The following is a 16,867-nucleotide window of genomic DNA, read 5'->3' as shown; positions in this document are numbered from 1 at the left end:
TCCGGCGCTGCGTCGATCGCGTCGTACGCCTTGAACTCGCCACCGAAACGCTCCGCGCCCACCTTCGTCAGTGCCGCCGTCAGCGTGGTCTTGCCGTGGTCGACGTGACCGATCGTGCCCACGTTCACGTGCGGCTTGGTGCGCTCAAATTTACCCTTGGCCATGATTGTCTCTCTTTAAAGTTTGATGCTTGTTCTGTGGTAACGAGGCGCCGGCGAGGGCCGGCGCCACGCACTTCAATGACACGGGGACTTCAATTAACCGCCCTTCTTCATCACCGCGTCGGCGATGTTGTTCGGGGCTTCGGCGTAATGGTCGAATTCCATCGTGAACGTCGCGCGACCCTGGGTCAGCGAACGGATCGTGGTGGCGTAACCGAACATTTCGCCCAGCGGCACCATCGCGTTGATGGTCTTGCCCGACGGCGTGTCGTCCTGACCCTGGAGCAGGCCGCGACGACGGCTCAGGTCGCCCATCACGTCGCCGACATACTCTTCCGGCGTCACGACTTCGACCTTCATGATCGGCTCGAGCAGGACCGGATCGGCCTTGCGGAAGCCTTCCTTGAACGCCATCGACGAGGCGAGCTTGAACGCCATTTCCGACGAGTCGACGTCATGGTAGGAACCGAACACGAGCTTGACCTTGATGCCCACGACCGGGAAGCCGGCCAGCGGACCGCTGGTGATCGTCTCGCGCAGGCCCTTCTCGACCGCCGGGATGAACTCCTTCGGGATCACGCCGCCGGTGATGTCGTTGACGAACAGGAAATCGTTCTTGACGTCCTCGTTGGCACGGTCGGCTTCGTTCATCGGCGACAGCTCGATGACGACGTGGCCGTACTGGCCCTTACCGCCCGACTGCTTGGCGTGCTTGTAGTCCGACTTGACGTCCGATTTGCGGATGGTCTCGCGGTACGCCACCTGCGGCTTGCCGACGTTGGCCTCGACATTGAACTCGCGACGCATGCGGTCGACGAGGATGTCCAGGTGCAACTCGCCCATGCCGGCGATAATCGTCTGGCCCGATTCTTCGTCGGTACGCACGCGGAACGAAGGATCTTCCTGCGCCAGGCGACCCAGTGCCATGCCCATCTTTTCCTGATCGGACTTGGTCTTGGGCTCGACCGCCATCGAGATGACGGGCTCCGGGAAGGTCATGCGCTCGAGGGTGATGATGTGATCCTGCGCGCACAGCGTGTCGCCGGTGGTCACGTCCTTCAGGCCCACGGCCGCGGCGATGTCGCCGGCGCGGACTTCCTTGATCTCGTCGCGCTGGTTGGCGTGCATCTGCAGGATGCGGCCCACGCGCTCCTTCTTCGACTTGACCGGGTTGTACACCTGGTCGCCGGAGTTGAGCACGCCCGAGTAGACGCGGAAGAAGGTCAGCGAACCGACGAACGGGTCGGTCATGATCTTGAACGCAAGCGCCGAGAACGGCTCGGTGTCGGACGCCGTGCGGGTGTCTTCCTTGTCGTCCTCGTCGATGCCCTGGACCGGCGGACGGTCGGCCGGCGACGGCAGCAGGTTGATCACGCCGTCGAGCATGGCCTGCACGCCCTTGTTCTTGAACGCCGAACCGCAGAAGACAGGCACGATCTCGACGCGCAGGGTGCGCGCGCGCAGACCCGCGACGATCTCCTCTTCGGTGAGCTCGCCTTCGTTGAGGTACTTGTCCATCAGCTCTTCGGACGCTTCGGCGGCGGCTTCGACCATGAAGTTGCGCGCAGCATCGGCCTGGGCCTGGAGGTTCGCCGGGATCTCGCGGTACTCGAACACGGTGCCCTGCGAGGCGACATCCCAATGGATGGCCTTCATCTTGAGCAGGTCGACCACGCCCTCGAAGCCGTCTTCAGCGCCGATCGGCACCTGCATCGGTACGGCGTAGGCGCCAAGGCGCGCACGCAGCTGCTCGACGACCTTGTCGAAGTTGGCGCCGGTGCGGTCCATCTTGTTGACGAACGCCATGCGCGGCACGGAGTACTTGTTGGCCTGACGCCACACGGTCTCGGACTGCGGCTGGACGCCACCGACGGCGCACAGCACGAACACCGCACCGTCGAGCACGCGCAGCGAACGCTCGACTTCGATGGTGAAGTCGACGTGGCCTGGGGTGTCGATGATGTTGAAGCGGTGCTCAGGCAGGGACTTGTCCATGCCCTTCCAGAACGCGGTCGTAGCGGCCGACGTAATGGTGATGCCGCGCTCCTGCTCCTGCTCCATCCAGTCCATCGTCGCGGCACCTTCGTGCACTTCGCCGATCTTGTGGCTGACACCGGTGTAGAACAGGATGCGTTCGGACGTGGTGGTCTTGCCGGCATCGATGTGAGCCATGATGCCGAAGTTGCGGTAACGCTCGATGGGAGTGGTGCGAGCCACGGGACCCTCTCGTAAGTTTTCGAATTCCAAATGGCCGGACGCCGCCTCAAAGGCGGCCTCCGGTTCGCGTGGCGGCTTTCACACCGCCGCGGCAGCACATGTCGTGCTGCTGAGTGGGGCGACCCCCTATATGGGGGCGCCCGGCTCAGATCACCAGCGGTAGTGGGCGAACGCCTTGTTCGCTTCCGCCATGCGGTGGGTTTCTTCGCGCTTCTTGATGGCGCCGCCGCGGCTTTCCGAGGCGTCGATCAGTTCGGCAGCGAGCTTGCGCGGCATGGTGTTCTCGCCGCGCTTGCGCGCCGACTCGATCAGCCAGCGCATGGCCAGCGCCATGCGGCGCGAGGCACGGACTTCGACCGGCACCTGGTAGGTGGCACCGCCGACGCGACGCGACTTCACTTCGACCGCAGGCGAGACGTTGCCCAGCGCCTTCTCGACAAGCTCGAGGGCATTGGGGTTCTTCTCGCTGATGGCATCCATCGCGCCGTAGACGATCTTCTCGGCGACCGACTTCTTGCCGCTCTGCATGACCATGTTGATGAAACGGGCGATCGTCTCGCTGCCGTGCTTGGGGTCCGGCAGGACCGAACGCTGAGGGGTGGAACCTTTACGCGACATGGTGCGTACCTATTCTCGTGATTCTTGTACGGAGACCGAAACGGTCGTCCGGCTTAGGACTTCGGACGCTTGGCGCCGTACTTGGAGCGGCTCTGGCGACGCTTGGCGACACCGGCGGCATCGAGCGAGCCACGCACGGTGTGGTAGCGCACGCCCGGCAGGTCCTTGACGCGACCGCCGCGGATCAGCACGACCGAGTGCTCCTGCAGGTTGTGACCTTCGCCGCCGATGTACGAGATGATCTCGTAGCCATTGGTCAGGCGAACCTTCGCGACCTTGCGCAGAGCCGAGTTCGGCTTCTTCGGGGTCGTGGTGTACACGCGGGTGCAAACGCCACGGCGCTGCGGGCAGTTCGCGAGCGCCGGCGAGGCACTCTTGTAGGTGGTCGCCTGCCGCGGCTTGCGGACCAGCTGATTGATCGTCGCCATCTGGAACTCTTTGAAGAAGGCCTGGATTGGCCTTTCGTGGAAAAACGAACGGCACGCCGGGGCAACCCGGCATACCGAGACGAAAAAGTATAGCCCGCGTCGGACGTGACCGTCAACGCGAGCTAAACCGTGTGCTCCGCCCGGGCCGCCGAAGGCAGCCTGCGTGGTCGGAACTTCACTGCGATCCCGCCCATCCTGGGCCGAACACGAGGCGCGTCCTGCATCCTCATTTCGTGATCTGGACGGCCCCACCAGGGGGCTGTCGGTATTTCCGCGATTGTAACCGGATTTGCCGGCCGAAACCAAGCCAAACCGGAGCGGGACCAGGGCGGGAATCTCCCGCCCTGCCCCTTTTACTGCTTACGAGGCGCTCGAGTCGCCTTCGACCTCGGCCACTTCCACGACCGGCTCGGCCGCCGAAGCGACCGGCGCCGACAGCGCTTCCATCTCCGAGTCGGTCAGGCCCGACGCGTTCTTTCGGCGCAGCGTGTGGTACGCCAGGCCGGTACCGGCCGGGATCAGGCGGCCGACGATCACGTTCTCCTTCAGGCCGCGCAGGCCGTCACGGGTGCCGCGGACGGCAGCCTCGGTCAGGACGCGGGTGGTCTCCTGGAAGGAGGCCGCCGAGATGAACGACTCGGTTGCCAGCGAGGCCTTGGTGATGCCAAGCAGGACCGGCTCGTAACCCGCCAGGATCTCGTTGCGACCGGCCAGGCGGGCGTTCTCTTCGATGAGACGCTGACGCTCGACCTGCTCGCCGTTGAGGAACTTGCTGTCGCCCTGGTCGGTGATCTCGACCTTGCGCAGCATCTGGCGAACGATCACCTCGATGTGCTTGTCGTTGATCTTCACGCCCTGCAGGCGATAGACGTCCTGGATTTCCTTGGTCAGGTACACGGCCAGCGGTTCGACACCGAGCAGGCGCAGGATGTCCTGCGGGCCCGGCTCGCCGTCCACCACGGTCTCGCCCTTCTCCACGTGCTCGCCTTCGAACACGATGATCTGGCGGTACTTCGGGATCAGCTCCTCGTGCTCGTTGCCGTCGGTGTCCTTGATGATCAGGCGCTGCTTGCCCTTGGTGTCCTTACCGAAGGAGACGATGCCCGAGCGCTCGGCCAGGACCGCCGGGTCCTTGGGCTTGCGCGCTTCGAACAGGTCGGCAACGCGCGGCAGACCGCCGGTGATGTCGCGGGTCTTGGACGCTTCCTGCGGGATCTTGGCGACCACGTCGCCCACGCCGACCGGCGCGCCGTCCTGCAGGTTGACGATCGAGCGCGGCGGCAGCAGGTACTGCGCCGGCAGGTCGGTACCGGGGATCGACAGGTCCTTGCCGCTCTTGTCGACGATGCGGACGATCGGACGCAGGTCCTTGCCCTGCGAGCCGCGACGCTTCGGATCGGTGATCTCGCGCGAGGCCAGGCCGGTCAGTTCGTCGGTCTTCTCGATCACGGTCACGCCATCGACGAAGTCGATGAAGCGAACGAAACCGGCGACTTCCGAAACGATCGGGTGGTTATGCGGATCCCAGCTGGCCACCGTCTGGCCGGCCTTGATGCTGGCGCCGTCCTTGACGTTGACCGTGGCACCGTACGGCAGCTTGTAGCGCTCGCGCTCACGGCCGTGGCCGTCGAGCACCGACAACTCGCCCGAACGCGACACCGCGACCAGGTGGCCGCCGGCGTGATCGACGTGCTTGAGGTTGTTGAACTTGATGCTGCCGGTGGTCTTGACCGTGACGTTGTCGATGGCGGCGGCACGCGAAGCGGCACCACCGATGTGGAACGTACGCATGGTCAGCTGCGTACCCGGCTCACCGATCGACTGCGCGGCGACAACGCCGACCGCTTCGCCGTGGTTGACCAGGTGACCGCGACCGAGGTCGCGACCGTAGCAGTGGGCGCAGACGCCGAACGAGCTGCGGCAGGTGATCGTCGAACGGACCTTGATCGACTGGACGCTGGCGTCGTCGAGCTTCTGCACCCAGCCCTCGTCGAGCAGGGTGTTGCGGGTGACGATCGGCTCTTCGTCGTTGCCCGGCAGGAACACGTCCTCGGCCACGACACGACCCAGCACGCGGTCGCGCAGCGGCTCGACCACGTCGCCGCCTTCCACGATCGGCGTCATGGTCAGGCCTTCCAGCGTGCCGCAATCGTCCTCGGTGATCACCACGTCCTGCGCAACGTCGACGAGGCGACGGGTCAGGTAACCGGAGTTCGCCGTCTTCAGCGCGGTATCGGCCAGGCCCTTACGGGCGCCGTGGGTCGAGATGAAGTACTGGAGAACGTTCAGGCCTTCGCGGAAGTTCGCGGTGATCGGCGTCTCGATGATCGAGCCGTCGGGCTTGGCCATCAGGCCGCGCATACCGGCGAGCTGACGGATCTGGGCCTGCGAACCACGGGCGCCGGAGTCGGCCATGATGTAGATCGAGTTCATCGACTTCTGGTCGATGGTCTCGCCCTTGGCGTTGAGCACCTTCTCGGTGCCGATCGCGTCCATCATCGCCTTGGCCACGCGCTCGTTCGTGCGCGACCAGATGTCGACGACCTTGTTGTAGCGCTCGCCGGCGGTGACCAGGCCCGACTGGTACTGCTCCTGGATTTCCAGGACCTCGGCTTCCGCCTCGGCCAGGATGCCCTTCTTCTCGACCGGGATCAGCATGTCGTCGATGCCGATGGAGACGCCGGCGCGGGTCGCGTAAGCGAAGCCGGTGTACATCAGCTTGTCGGCGAACACGACCGTGTCCTTCAGGCCGAGCATGCGGTAGCAGGAGTTGATCAGTCGGCTGATGTTCTTCTTTGTCAGCTCGACGTTGGCCAGCGCGAACGGCAGGCCCTCCGGCAGGATCTCGCGCAGCAGGGCGCGACCCACGGTCGTGTCGACGATCGAGGTCTTCTGCTCGCTGGTGCCGTCCTCGTTGTTCACCGTCTCGGTGATGCGGACCTTGCACTTGGCGTGCAGCTGCACGACGCGGTTGTCGTAGGCGCGCTTGACTTCGGCGACGTTGGCGAACGCCATGCCCTCGCCTGCCTTGTTCTCAAGGCCGCGGGTCATGTAGTACAGGCCCAGCACGACGTCCTGCGACGGCACGATGATCGGCTCGCCGTTGGCCGGCGACAGGATGTTGTTGGACGCCATCATCAGCGCACGCGCTTCCAGCTGGGCTTCCAGCGAGAGCGGCACGTGGACGGCCATCTGGTCACCGTCGAAGTCGGCGTTGAACGCGGTGCAGACCAGCGGGTGCAGCTGGATCGCCTTGCCTTCGATCAGCACCGGCTCGAACGCCTGGATGCCCAGGCGGTGCAGCGTCGGTGCGCGGTTGAGCAGGACCGGATGCTCGCGGATCACCTCTTCGAGGATGTCCCACACCTCGGCCTCTTCGCGCTCGACGAGCTTCTTGGCGGCCTTGATGGTGGTGGCCAGGCCACGGCGCTGCAGCTTGGCGAAGATGAAGGGCTTGAACAGCTCGAGCGCCATCTTCTTCGGCAGGCCGCACTCATGCAGGCGCAGCGTCGGGCCGACCACGATGACCGAACGGCCCGAGTAGTCGACGCGCTTGCCCAGCAGGTTCTGGCGGAAGCGACCCTGCTTGCCCTTGATCATGTCGGCGAGCGACTTGAGCGGGCGCTTGTTGGTGCCGGTGATGGCACGGCCGCGACGGCCGTTGTCCATCAGCGCGTCAACCGACTCCTGCAGCATGCGCTTCTCGTTGCGCACGATGATGTCGGGCGCATTGAGTTCAAGCAGGCGACGCAGGCGGTTGTTGCGGTTGATGACGCGGCGGTACAGGTCGTTGAGGTCGGAGGTCGCGAAGCGGCCGCCGTCCAGCGGAACCAGCGGACGCAGGTCCGGCGGCAGCACCGGCAGCACGGTCATGACCATCCACTCCGGGCGGTTGCCCGACTCGAGGAAGGCTTCGACCAGCTTGATGCGCTTGGTGAGGCGCTTGAGCTTGGTTTCGCTGTTGGTCGAGGAGATCTCTTCCTTCAGCTGCACCATCTCCGACTGAAGGTCGATCGTGCGCAGCAGCTCGTAGACGGCCTCGGCGCCCATGGCGGCCTCGAAGTCGTCGCCGTGCTCCTGGCGCGCCTGCAGGAACTGCTCCTCGGTGAGCAGGTTGCCGCGCTCCAGTGCGGTCAGGCCCGGCTCCGTCACCACGTAGGCTTCGAAGTACAGGATGCGCTCGATGTCACGCAGGGTCATGTCCAGCATCAGGCCGATGCGCGAGGGCAGCGACTTGAGGAACCAGATGTGCGCGACCGGCGAAGCCAGGTCGATGTGGCCCATGCGCTCGCGACGGACCTTGGCCAGGGTGACCTCGGTACCGCACTTCTCGCAGACCACGCCGCGGTGCTTCATGCGCTTGTACTTGCCGCACAGGCACTCGTAGTCCTTGATCGGACCGAAGATGGCGGCGCAGAACAGGCCGTCACGCTCGGGCTTGAAGGTACGGTAGTTGATGGTTTCCGGCTTCTTCACTTCGCCGAACGACCACGAACGGATCAGGTCGGGCGAAGCCAGCGCGATCTTGATCGCATCGAAGTCGATGGTCTGTCGCTGCTGGTTGAACAGATTCAGAAGGTCTTTCATTTTGTTCTCCGGGAATCGGGAATAGAGAATGGGGAAGCGGGTTTCCTCAGTTCTCTTCCAGCTCCATGTTGATCGCGAGCGAGCGGATTTCCTTCACGAGCACGTTGAAGGACTCCGGCATGCCGGCGACCATCTCGTACTCGCCGTCGACGATGTTCTTGTACATCTGGTTGCGGCCCTGCACGTCGTCGGACTTCACCGTCAGCATTTCCTGCAGGGTGTAGGCCGCGCCGTAGGCTTCCAGCGCCCAGACTTCCATCTCGCCGAAGCGCTGGCCACCGAACTGCGCCTTGCCGCCCAGCGGCTGCTGGGTGACGAGCGAGTACGGACCAGTGGAACGGGCGTGCATCTTGTCGTCGACCAGGTGGTTCAGCTTCAGCATGTGCATGTAGCCAACCGTGACCGGACGCTCGAACGACTCACCGGTGCGACCGTCGAACAGCATGGTCTGGCCGCTGGTGGGCAGGTCGGCGAGCTCGAGCATGCGCTTGATCTCCGACTCGGCGGCACCGTCGAACACCGGGGTGGCCATCGGCACGCCATCGCACAGGTTCTTGGCGAGCGTCAGCAGCTCCTCGTCGCTGAACTGGGTCAGGTCGACGCGGTCACCGGCGATCTTGGTGTCGTGGTTGTAGATGTCGTCGAGGAACTGACGCAGCTCGGAGACCTTCTGCTGTGCTTCCAGCATGCGCTGGATCTTCTGGCCCAGGCCCTTTGCGGCCCAGCCCAGATGCACTTCGAGGATCTGGCCGATATTCATGCGCGACGGCACGCCCAGCGGGTTCAGGACGATGTCGACGGTCTGGCCGTCGGCCGCGTACGGCATGTCCTGCACCGGCACGATGGTCGACACGACACCCTTGTTGCCGTGGCGGCCGGCCATTTTGTCGCCCGGCTGGATGCGGCGCTTCACCGCGAGGAACACCTTGACCATCTTCAGCACGCCCGGTGCGAGGTCGTCGCCCTGGGTGATCTTGCCGCGCTTGTCGGCGAAGCGCTTTTCGAACTCGGCCTTGTGGACCTCGATCTGCTTCTGCGCGCGCTCGATTGCCTCGACCGCTTCCTCGTCCTTCATGCGCAGGGTGAACCAGTCCTTGCGGGACAGGCCCTCGAGCACGAGCGAGGTGACGGTGTCGCCCTTCTTCAGGCCACCGCCGCCGTTGGCGACGCGACCGATCAGCTGGGTGCGCAGACGGTCGTAGATCGCAGCCTCGAGGATGCGGTACTGGTCGTCGAAGTCCTTCTTGACGCGACGGATCTCGTATTCCTCGATCTGGCGCGCGCGCTTGTCCTTCTCGATGCCGTCGCGGGTGAAGACCTGCACGTCGATGACGGTGCCGTCCATGCCCGGCGGAACGCGCAGCGAGCTGTCCTTAACGTCGGAGGCCTTCTCGCCGAAGATCGCGCGAAGCAGCTTCTCTTCCGGGGTCAGCTGCGACTCGCCCTTCGGCGTGACCTTGCCGACCAGGATGTCGCCGGCACGCACTTCGGCGCCGATGTAGACCACGCCCGACTCGTCGAGGCGGTTGAGGGCCTGCTCGGAGACGTTCGGGATGTCGGCGGAGATTTCCTCCGGTCCCAGCTTGGTGTCGCGGGCGACGCAGGTCAGCTCTTCGATGTGGATCGTGGTGTAGCGATCCTGCTCGACCACGCGCTCGGACAGCAGGATCGAGTCCTCGAAGTTGTAGCCGTTCCACGGCATGAACGCGACCAGCATGTTCTGGCCGAGCGCGAGCTCGCCGATGTCGGTCGAGGGGCCGTCGGCCAGCACGTCGCCGCGCGCAACCACGTCACCGACGATCACCAGCGGACGCTGGTTGATGCAGGTGTTCTGGTTGGAGCGGGTGTACTTGATCAGGGTGTAGATGTCGACGCCGGCATCGGTCTCGCCAACGATTTCCTTCTCGTTGACCTTGACCACGATGCGGCCTGCGTCGATCTGCTCGATCACGCCACCGCGACGGGCATTGACGGTCACGCCCGAGTCGCGCGCCACGGCGCGCTCGATGCCGGTACCGACCAGCGGCTTCTGCGCACGCAGCGTCGGCACGGCCTGGCGCTGCATGTTGGCGCCCATCAGTGCGCGGTTGGCGTCGTCGTGCTCGAGGAACGGGACGAGGGCCGCAGCGACCGACACGGTCTGCATCGGCGAGACGTCCATGAAGTGGATCTCGCTCGGCGGACGCAGCATCGACTCGCCCTGGTAACGGCAGGCGACGAACTGGGCGGTGATGTTGTTGTCGTCGTCGGTCGGTGCATTGGCCTGGGCGATGACGTACTCGTTCTCTTCGATCGCCGACAGGTACTCGACGGCGTCGGTGACGCGGCCGTCGATGACCTTGCGGTACGGCGTCTCGAGGAAGCCGTAACGGTTGGTGCGGGCGAACACGGCGAGCGAGTTGATCAGGCCGATGTTCGGGCCTTCCGGCGTCTCGATGGTGCACACGCGGCCGTAGTGGGTCGGGTGCACGTCGCGCACTTCGAAGCCGGCACGCTCACGGGTCAGGCCGCCCGGGCCGAGGGCCGAGACGCGACGCTTGTGGGTGACTTCCGACAGCGGGTTGTTCTGGTCCATGAACTGCGACAGCTGCGAGGAGCCGAAGAACTCCTTGATCGCGGCGGCCACCGGCTTGGCGTTGATCAGCTCCTGCGGGGTCAGGCCTTCGGACTCGGCCATCGACAGGCGCTCCTTGACCGCGCGCTCGACGCGGACCAGGCCGACGCGGAACACGTTCTCGGCCATTTCGCCGACCGAACGCACGCGACGGTTGCCCAGGTGGTCGATGTCGTCGACCGTGCCGCGACCGTTGCGGATCTCGGTCAGCACGCGGATCACGTCGAGGATGTCGGACGTGGCGCCGTTGGCGTTGCGCAGGCGCACCGACTCCTCGTCCTTGCGCTCGGCAAAGTACTTGGCGTCATAGAGCACCGAGGACCCTTCGGTCTCCTTGCGGCCCAGGCGACGGTTGAACTTCATCCGGCCCACGGCCGACAGGTCGTAGCGCTCGAAGGTGAAGAACAGGTTGTGGAACAGGTTCTGCGCGGCGTCCTTGGTGGGCGGCTCGCCCGGACGCATCATGCGGTAGATCTCGACCAGCGCTTCCAGCTGCGTCTTCGACGGATCGATGCGCAGGGTGTTGGACAGGTACGCGCCGCGATCGAGGTCGTTCACCCACAGGGTGCCGACCGCGTCGATGCCGGCCTTGCGGAAGGCGGCCAGCTGGTCTTCGTTGATCTCGTCGTTGGCGGTGGCCAGCAGCTCGCCGGTCTTGGAGTCGACGACGTCGTGCGAGAGGATGCGGCCGACCAGGTAGCTGTCCGGCACGGCCAGGGCGGCAATGCCCGAGGCCTCCAGCTGCTTGACGTGGCGCGCGGTGATGCGCTTGCCGGCCTCGACGATGATCTTGTCGCCATCGGCCAGGTCGAAGTCGAGCGTTTCACCACGCAGGCGCTCGGAGACCAGCTCCCACTGCACGCCCTCGGGCATGATGTGGAAGGTGTTGATCTCGAAGAACTCGCGCAGCATTTCTTCGTTGTTGTAGCCCAGCGCGCGCAGCAGCACGGTCACCGGCAGCTTGCGGCGACGGTCGATACGGGTGAACAGCGCATCCTTCGGGTCGAACTCGAAGTCGAGCCAGGAACCGCGGTAAGGAATGATGCGGGCGCTGTACAGCAGCTTGCCCGAGCTGTGGGTCTTGCCGCGGTCGTGATCGAAGAACACGCCCGGGCTGCGGTGCAGCTGGGAGACGATGACGCGCTCGGTGCCGTTGACGATGAAGGTGCCGTTGTCGGTCATGAGCGGAATCTCGCCCATGTAGACCTCCTGCTCCTTCACGTACTTGATGGCCTTGGTCGACGACTCGCGGTCGTAGATCACCAGGCGCACGGTCACGCGCAGCGGGGCGCCGTAGGAGAGGCCGCGGTTACGGCACTCGCGCTCATCGAACGGCGGATCGCCAAGCTTGTAGCCGACGTATTCCAGCGCGGCGTTGCCGCTGTAGCTGGAGATCGGGAACACCGACTTCAGCGCGGCATGCAGGCCGCGGTCGGCACGCTTGGCCGGATCGATGTTTTCCTGCAGGAACTCACGGTAGGAGTCGACCTGGATGGCCAGCAGGAACGGAATTTCGAGGATGGATTTGCGCTTGCCGAAATCCTTGCGGATGCGCTTCTTTTCGGTGAACGAGTAGATGGCCTTGGAGGCCGTCGTCATGGAAGCTGTGGTCATGGTGAGCTACCGCCTCGGAGATTTTCGTTGGTGCGCCTGGACGGCGAACCGGGGGATCAAAATTGCCAGTGGGAAGTCGCTGGTATTGCCGGCACCAGCACGCCTTCTCCCGCTACTTCCGACTGTCAACTCGTTGGGCAACGCTTGAATTCCGCCGCCCCCTCAGGAACGGCCAAAGGCCGGGGACTTTCGTCCCCAGCCTCAGGTGGTCGCCAGTACTACGCTCTTAACAAGAGCCGGCGACACAAGTACTGAATTACTTCAGCTCGACCGATGCGCCGGCAGCCTCGAGGTCCTTCTTGAACTTCTCGGCTTCGTCCTTCGAGACGGCTTCCTTCACGGTCTGCGGAGCACCTTCGACGAGGTCCTTCGCTTCCTTCAGGCCCAGGCCGGTGATGGCGCGGACGGCCTTGATGACTTCGACCTTCTTCTCGCCGGCAGCCTTCAGGATGACGTTGAACTCGGTCTGCTCTTCGACGACGGCAGCAGCAACGGCCGGGCCAGCAGCGACGACCGGGGCAGCGGCGGAGACGCCGAACTTCTCTTCGATCGCCTTGACCAGCTCCATCACCTCGAGAAGGGTCTTCTCGGCAATGGCGTCGACGATCTGTTCGTTGGACAGGGACATGTTATTAACCTCTGGAAATTGATCTTACGAATCGATTGGTAAAGCGAGCTTGACGTGCGGGGGCGTGTTACGCCGGTTCCGCCACTGCTTCGGCTTCGGCGTCGGCAACATCGCCACCGCCCTGCTTGTCGGCCACTGCCTTGACGGCGCGGGCGAACATCGTTGCCGGCTCGTTGAGGACGCGGGCCAGCATGGCGAGCGCCTGTTCGAGGGTCGGCAGCGAAGCGAGGACTTCGACGTGGCTGGCCGGATACACCTGGCCACCCATCGCGACGACCTTGGCCTGCAGCTTGTCGTTACCCTTGGCGAATTCCTTGATCAGACGACCGGCAGCGCCGGGTTCTTCCATCGAGAACGCGTACAGCAGCGGACCGGTGAGCACGTCTTTCGCGCACTCGTACTCGGTACCGACGACGGCGCGCGAAGCCAGGGTGTTCTTGACAACTTTCAAGAAAACGCCGGTTTCACGAGCCTTCTTGCGCATCGCGGTCATCTGACTGACCGTGGTGCCCGCGTACTCGACAGCAATCAAGGAGTGGGCCTTGGCGGCGACTTCTGCCAGCTCGGCTACTACTTCTTGCTTCTGGGACAGATTGAGAGCCATTGCACTCCTCCAAATGAACTCCGCTTACGGCTCCTGCCGCTTGCGGTCCTGGGCGATACCGTCCCTGGCATCGGGGATGCGCGAACATCCCGGTGGTGGCCACTCCAGAAAGATTTCCAGAAGGCACCATCTACGCAGGCCGACCCGAACGAGTCCGGATTAAGCAGCCCCGCTTCCACCGACGGCGAATCCTTGCCATGTCGAGCATCCATGCCCGTCGCCGGTAGGCGCTGACCGCACCTGCGGTCTTTGACGGCTATCGCTTCGAACCCGGAGGTTCTGGGCGATGCCCTCAAAATTTTTGTCTGCGGCATGCACCCCGCAGACGCGTCACGCACTGGCAAAACGCTCGCGCATTGCGCGAGCGCGATGCATTACTTCAGGGTCAGCGTGCCCTGGTCCACGGAAACGCCGGGGCCCATGGTGGTGCTGATCGAGATCTTCTGCAGGTACTGGCCCTTGGCGGACGACGGCTTGGCCTTGATCAGGTCGAGCAGCAGTGCGGTCAGGTTTTCCTTCAGCGATGCGTCTTCGAACGAAGCCTTGCCGATGGTGCAGTGGATGATGCCGGCCTTGTCGGTGCGGTAACGCACCTGGCCGCCCTTGGCGTTCTTCACGGCTTCGGCCGGGTTCGGCGAAACGGTGCCGACCTTCGGGTTCGGCATCAGGCCACGCGGGCCGAGCACCTGGCCCAGCTTGCCGACGACGCGCATGGCGTCCGGGGTGGCGATGACGACGTCGTAGTTCAGGTCGCCGGCCATCATCTTCTCGGCCAGGTCGTCCATGCCCACGGCTTCGGCGCCAGCGGCGATGGCTTCGTCAGCCTTCGCACCGGCGGGGGCGAACACCGCCACGCGCACCGACTTGCCGGTACCGGCCGGCAGCACGGTCGAACCGCGAACCTGCTGGTCGGACTTCTTCGCGTCCACGCCCAGGCGCACAGCGACGTCGACGGACTCGACGAACTTGGCCTTGGTGGCGGTCTTCACGATCTTGAGTGCGTCGTCGATGGCGTACGTCTTGCCCGGGACAACTGCGGCCTGGATGGCCTTTTCGCGCTTGGTCATTGCCATGTCTTAACCCTCCACCACCAGACCCATGCTGCGGGCCGAACCCGCAATCGTCTTAACCGCTGCTTCCAGGTCAGCCGCCGTGAGGTCGGCTTCCTTCTGCTTGGCGATCGCTTCGAGCTGGGCGCGGGTGACCTTGCCCACCTTGTCGGTGTTCGGGCGCTTGGAGCCCGATGCGACGCCGGCGGCCTTCTTCAGCAGCACCGAAGCCGGGGTCGACTTGGTGATGAAGGTGAAGGTACGGTCCGAGTACGCGGTGATGATGACCGGGGTCGGCAGACCCGGCTCGAGCTTGGAGGTCGCGGCGTTGAATGCCTTGCAGAACTCCATGATGTTCAGGCCGCGCTGGCCCAGGGCCGGGCCGACGGGCGGCGACGGGTTGGCCTGGCCGGCCTTGACCTGCAACTTGATGTAACCGACTACTTTCTTAGCCATTTCTCTCTCTCCGGGTGCAAGCGCCTGGACCTCAGGCTCCCCATCGCGCCGGGAAAATCACGTGTCCCGACATCACGTTGTTAGCAACTTGTTCTGCAGCACGCCGACGGCCGCCATGCGGCGGCCGGGGCTTCTGGATCGCGCTGAAAGCGGCGAGCCAGCAAGTATATCAGATGTTTATGGCCGATTGGGCGCCCTGCGCCCGACCGGCCAGACCCCGGGTCAGGCCTTCTCGACCTGCCCGAATTCCAGCTCGACCGGGGTCGAGCGGCCGAAGATGAGCACGGCCACGCGCAGGCGGCTCTTCTCGTAGTTGATCTCTTCGACCACGCCATTGAAGTCGTTGAACGGGCCGTCGATGACCCGGACCATCTCGCCAGGCTCGAACAGCACCTTGGGCTTGGGCTTCTCGACGCCTTCCTGCACGCGCTGCAGGATCATGTCGGCTTCGTGGTCGGCGATCGGCAGCGGGCGGTCGGCGGTGCCGCCGATGAAGCCCATCACCTTCGGGGTTTCCTTGACCAGGTGCCAGCTCTCGTTGTCCATGCGCGGGATGCCGGCTTCGTCATGGGTGGCGATCTGGACCAGGACATAGCCCGGGAAGAACTTGCGCTCGGAGCGGCGCTTCTGGCCGGAGCGCATTTCCACGATCTCTTCGGTCGGGACCAGCACTTCACCGAAGCGCTCCTGCATGCCGTCGCGCACGATGCGGTCGCGCAACGCCTGCGCCACGGACTTCTCGAAGCCCGAGTAGGCGTGAACCACGTACCAACGCTTATGGACTTCTTCGCTCATTTCTTCAGCGCCCCAGCAGGAACTTGACGGCGGTCTGGATCACGACGTCGAAGCCGGCCAGGATCAGGCTCAGCACGGCGACGGCGATCATGACCACCCAGGTGGTGCGCAGGGCTTCCTGGCGGGTCGGCCAGACGACCTTGCGCAGCTCGAAGCGCGATTCAGACAGGAATTCGCGGGTTTGCAGGCCCTTGCCGCTGGTCAGGAACACACCGGCGCCGAGGACCAGGCCGCCAGCGACAGCCAGCGCGCGCAGCGCACCAGGCCACTGGTCGAAATAGATGTAGGCGGCCACGCCCGCAGCGACCAGCAGCACCGACAGTGCGTACTTGACGATATCGCCGGCGGAGGTGGATCCGTGTTGTTCGACCTTGCTGTTCATCCGATCCATCGCGCGGCGGTGAGGCCACGTCTGTAGTAGCACTGTGGTTAGGAGTGTCCCGACCACGGATGACCGGGGCTCTGCGGAAGCACCCGCATGAAGTGGCACGCCAGGAGGGACTCGAACCCCCAACCTGCGGTTTTGGAGACCGCTGCTCTGCCAATTGAGCTACTGGCGTACATCATTAAAGCTTAACGGATTTGCTGGAAGCGGGTTGGACCCGGTTTCAGCCCCGAAGTTCATGGCCCCAAATTCCGATCCCCGGAATTCAGATCGCCGGAACTCAGATCCCTTAGACGGCGACGGCGAGCCGTTGCCGACTCGCCGGGAAGTCACAACATCTACGGCAACATCAACGTCCCTGGATCCCCGCCTTCGCGGGGACGGCGAACTGACAGCTTGTCGACCCGCCTGGATCCCCGCCTTCGCGGGGATGACGAATTGACAAAGCCGGACGCGCTTGCGCGCGCCCGGGTCAATTCGTCACTTGATGATCTTCGCCACCACGCCGGCGCCGACGGTACGGCCGCCTTCGCGGATTGCGAAACGCAGGCCTTCGTCCATTGCCACCGGGTTGATCAGCGAGACGACCATCTTGATGTTGTCGCCCGGCATGACCATCTCGACGCCTTCCGGCAGCGTCACTGCGCCGGTGATGTCGGTCGTGCGGAAGTAGAACTGCGGACGGTAGCCCTTGAAGAAGGGCGTGTGACG

At 64.4% G+C, this 16,867-nt stretch carries 13 protein-coding genes and 1 tRNA gene; all 14 read right to left on the bottom strand.

Translation table 11 applies throughout. The annotated features are described in order from the left end of the window. Positions 1-164: GTP-binding protein (locus AC1DER_RS17110; protein ID WP_441817727.1), on the bottom strand; the 164-nt coding region annotated here is incomplete at its 3' end. 93 nt (positions 165-257) lie between these two features. After that, a complete protein-coding gene (fusA, locus tag AC1DER_RS17105) occupies positions 258-2,378 on the bottom strand; it encodes an elongation factor G (RefSeq protein ID WP_477358195.1) in 2,121 nt (706 codons plus the stop codon). A 150-nt stretch (positions 2,379-2,528) separates the two neighbouring features. Further along, entirely contained in the window at positions 2,529-2,996 is a 468-nt protein-coding gene (gene rpsG / locus AC1DER_RS17100) for a 30S ribosomal protein S7 (protein WP_158733598.1), read from the bottom strand. A gap of 53 nt (positions 2,997-3,049) precedes the next feature. Further along, on the bottom strand, positions 3,050-3,424 hold the full coding sequence (gene rpsL, locus AC1DER_RS17095) for a 30S ribosomal protein S12 (RefSeq protein WP_031373762.1): 375 nt from the start codon (positions 3,422-3,424) through the stop codon (positions 3,050-3,052). A gap of 360 nt (positions 3,425-3,784) precedes the next feature. Continuing rightward, the gene (gene rpoC / locus AC1DER_RS17090) at positions 3,785-8,011 is read right to left on the bottom strand and encodes a DNA-directed RNA polymerase subunit beta' (protein WP_441817722.1); all 4,227 of its coding nucleotides are present in this window, start codon (positions 8,009-8,011) and stop codon (positions 3,785-3,787) included. A gap of 46 nt (positions 8,012-8,057) precedes the next feature. Further along, positions 8,058-12,224: a DNA-directed RNA polymerase subunit beta gene (gene rpoB / locus AC1DER_RS17085; protein ID WP_477245983.1), complete on the bottom strand. Its 4,167-nt coding sequence runs from the start codon at positions 12,222-12,224 to the stop codon at positions 8,058-8,060. Between the two features lie 271 nt (positions 12,225-12,495). Next, positions 12,496-12,867, bottom strand: a complete 372-nt coding sequence (gene rplL / locus AC1DER_RS17080; protein WP_386700382.1) for a 50S ribosomal protein L7/L12 — start codon at positions 12,865-12,867, stop codon at positions 12,496-12,498. 67 nt (positions 12,868-12,934) lie between these two features. Continuing rightward, a complete protein-coding gene (gene rplJ / locus AC1DER_RS17075; RefSeq protein ID WP_158733601.1) occupies positions 12,935-13,471 on the bottom strand; it encodes a 50S ribosomal protein L10 in 537 nt (178 codons plus the stop codon). A gap of 374 nt (positions 13,472-13,845) precedes the next feature. After that, positions 13,846-14,544: a 50S ribosomal protein L1 gene (rplA, locus tag AC1DER_RS17070; protein WP_441817723.1), complete on the bottom strand. Its 699-nt coding sequence runs from the start codon at positions 14,542-14,544 to the stop codon at positions 13,846-13,848. A gap of 3 nt (positions 14,545-14,547) precedes the next feature. Further along, positions 14,548-14,976: a 50S ribosomal protein L11 gene (gene rplK / locus AC1DER_RS17065; protein ID WP_441817724.1), complete on the bottom strand. Its 429-nt coding sequence runs from the start codon at positions 14,974-14,976 to the stop codon at positions 14,548-14,550. Positions 14,977-15,198: 222 nt separating this feature from the next. After that, the gene (gene nusG / locus AC1DER_RS17060) at positions 15,199-15,771 is read right to left on the bottom strand and encodes a transcription termination/antitermination protein NusG (protein ID WP_441817725.1); all 573 of its coding nucleotides are present in this window, start codon (positions 15,769-15,771) and stop codon (positions 15,199-15,201) included. Between the two features lie 4 nt (positions 15,772-15,775). Then, positions 15,776-16,153, bottom strand: a complete 378-nt coding sequence (gene secE / locus AC1DER_RS17055) for a preprotein translocase subunit SecE (protein WP_441817726.1) — start codon at positions 16,151-16,153, stop codon at positions 15,776-15,778. A gap of 102 nt (positions 16,154-16,255) precedes the next feature. Next, positions 16,256-16,331, bottom strand: a tRNA-Trp gene (locus AC1DER_RS17050). A gap of 305 nt (positions 16,332-16,636) precedes the next feature. Next, positions 16,637-16,867: EF-Tu C-terminal domain-related protein (locus AC1DER_RS17045; protein WP_477358192.1), on the bottom strand; the 231-nt coding region annotated here is incomplete at its 5' end.

This window comes from Lysobacter sp. 05T417 (genome assembly GCF_056396405.1).
This window is presented reverse-complemented; position numbering and strand designations above follow the sequence as displayed.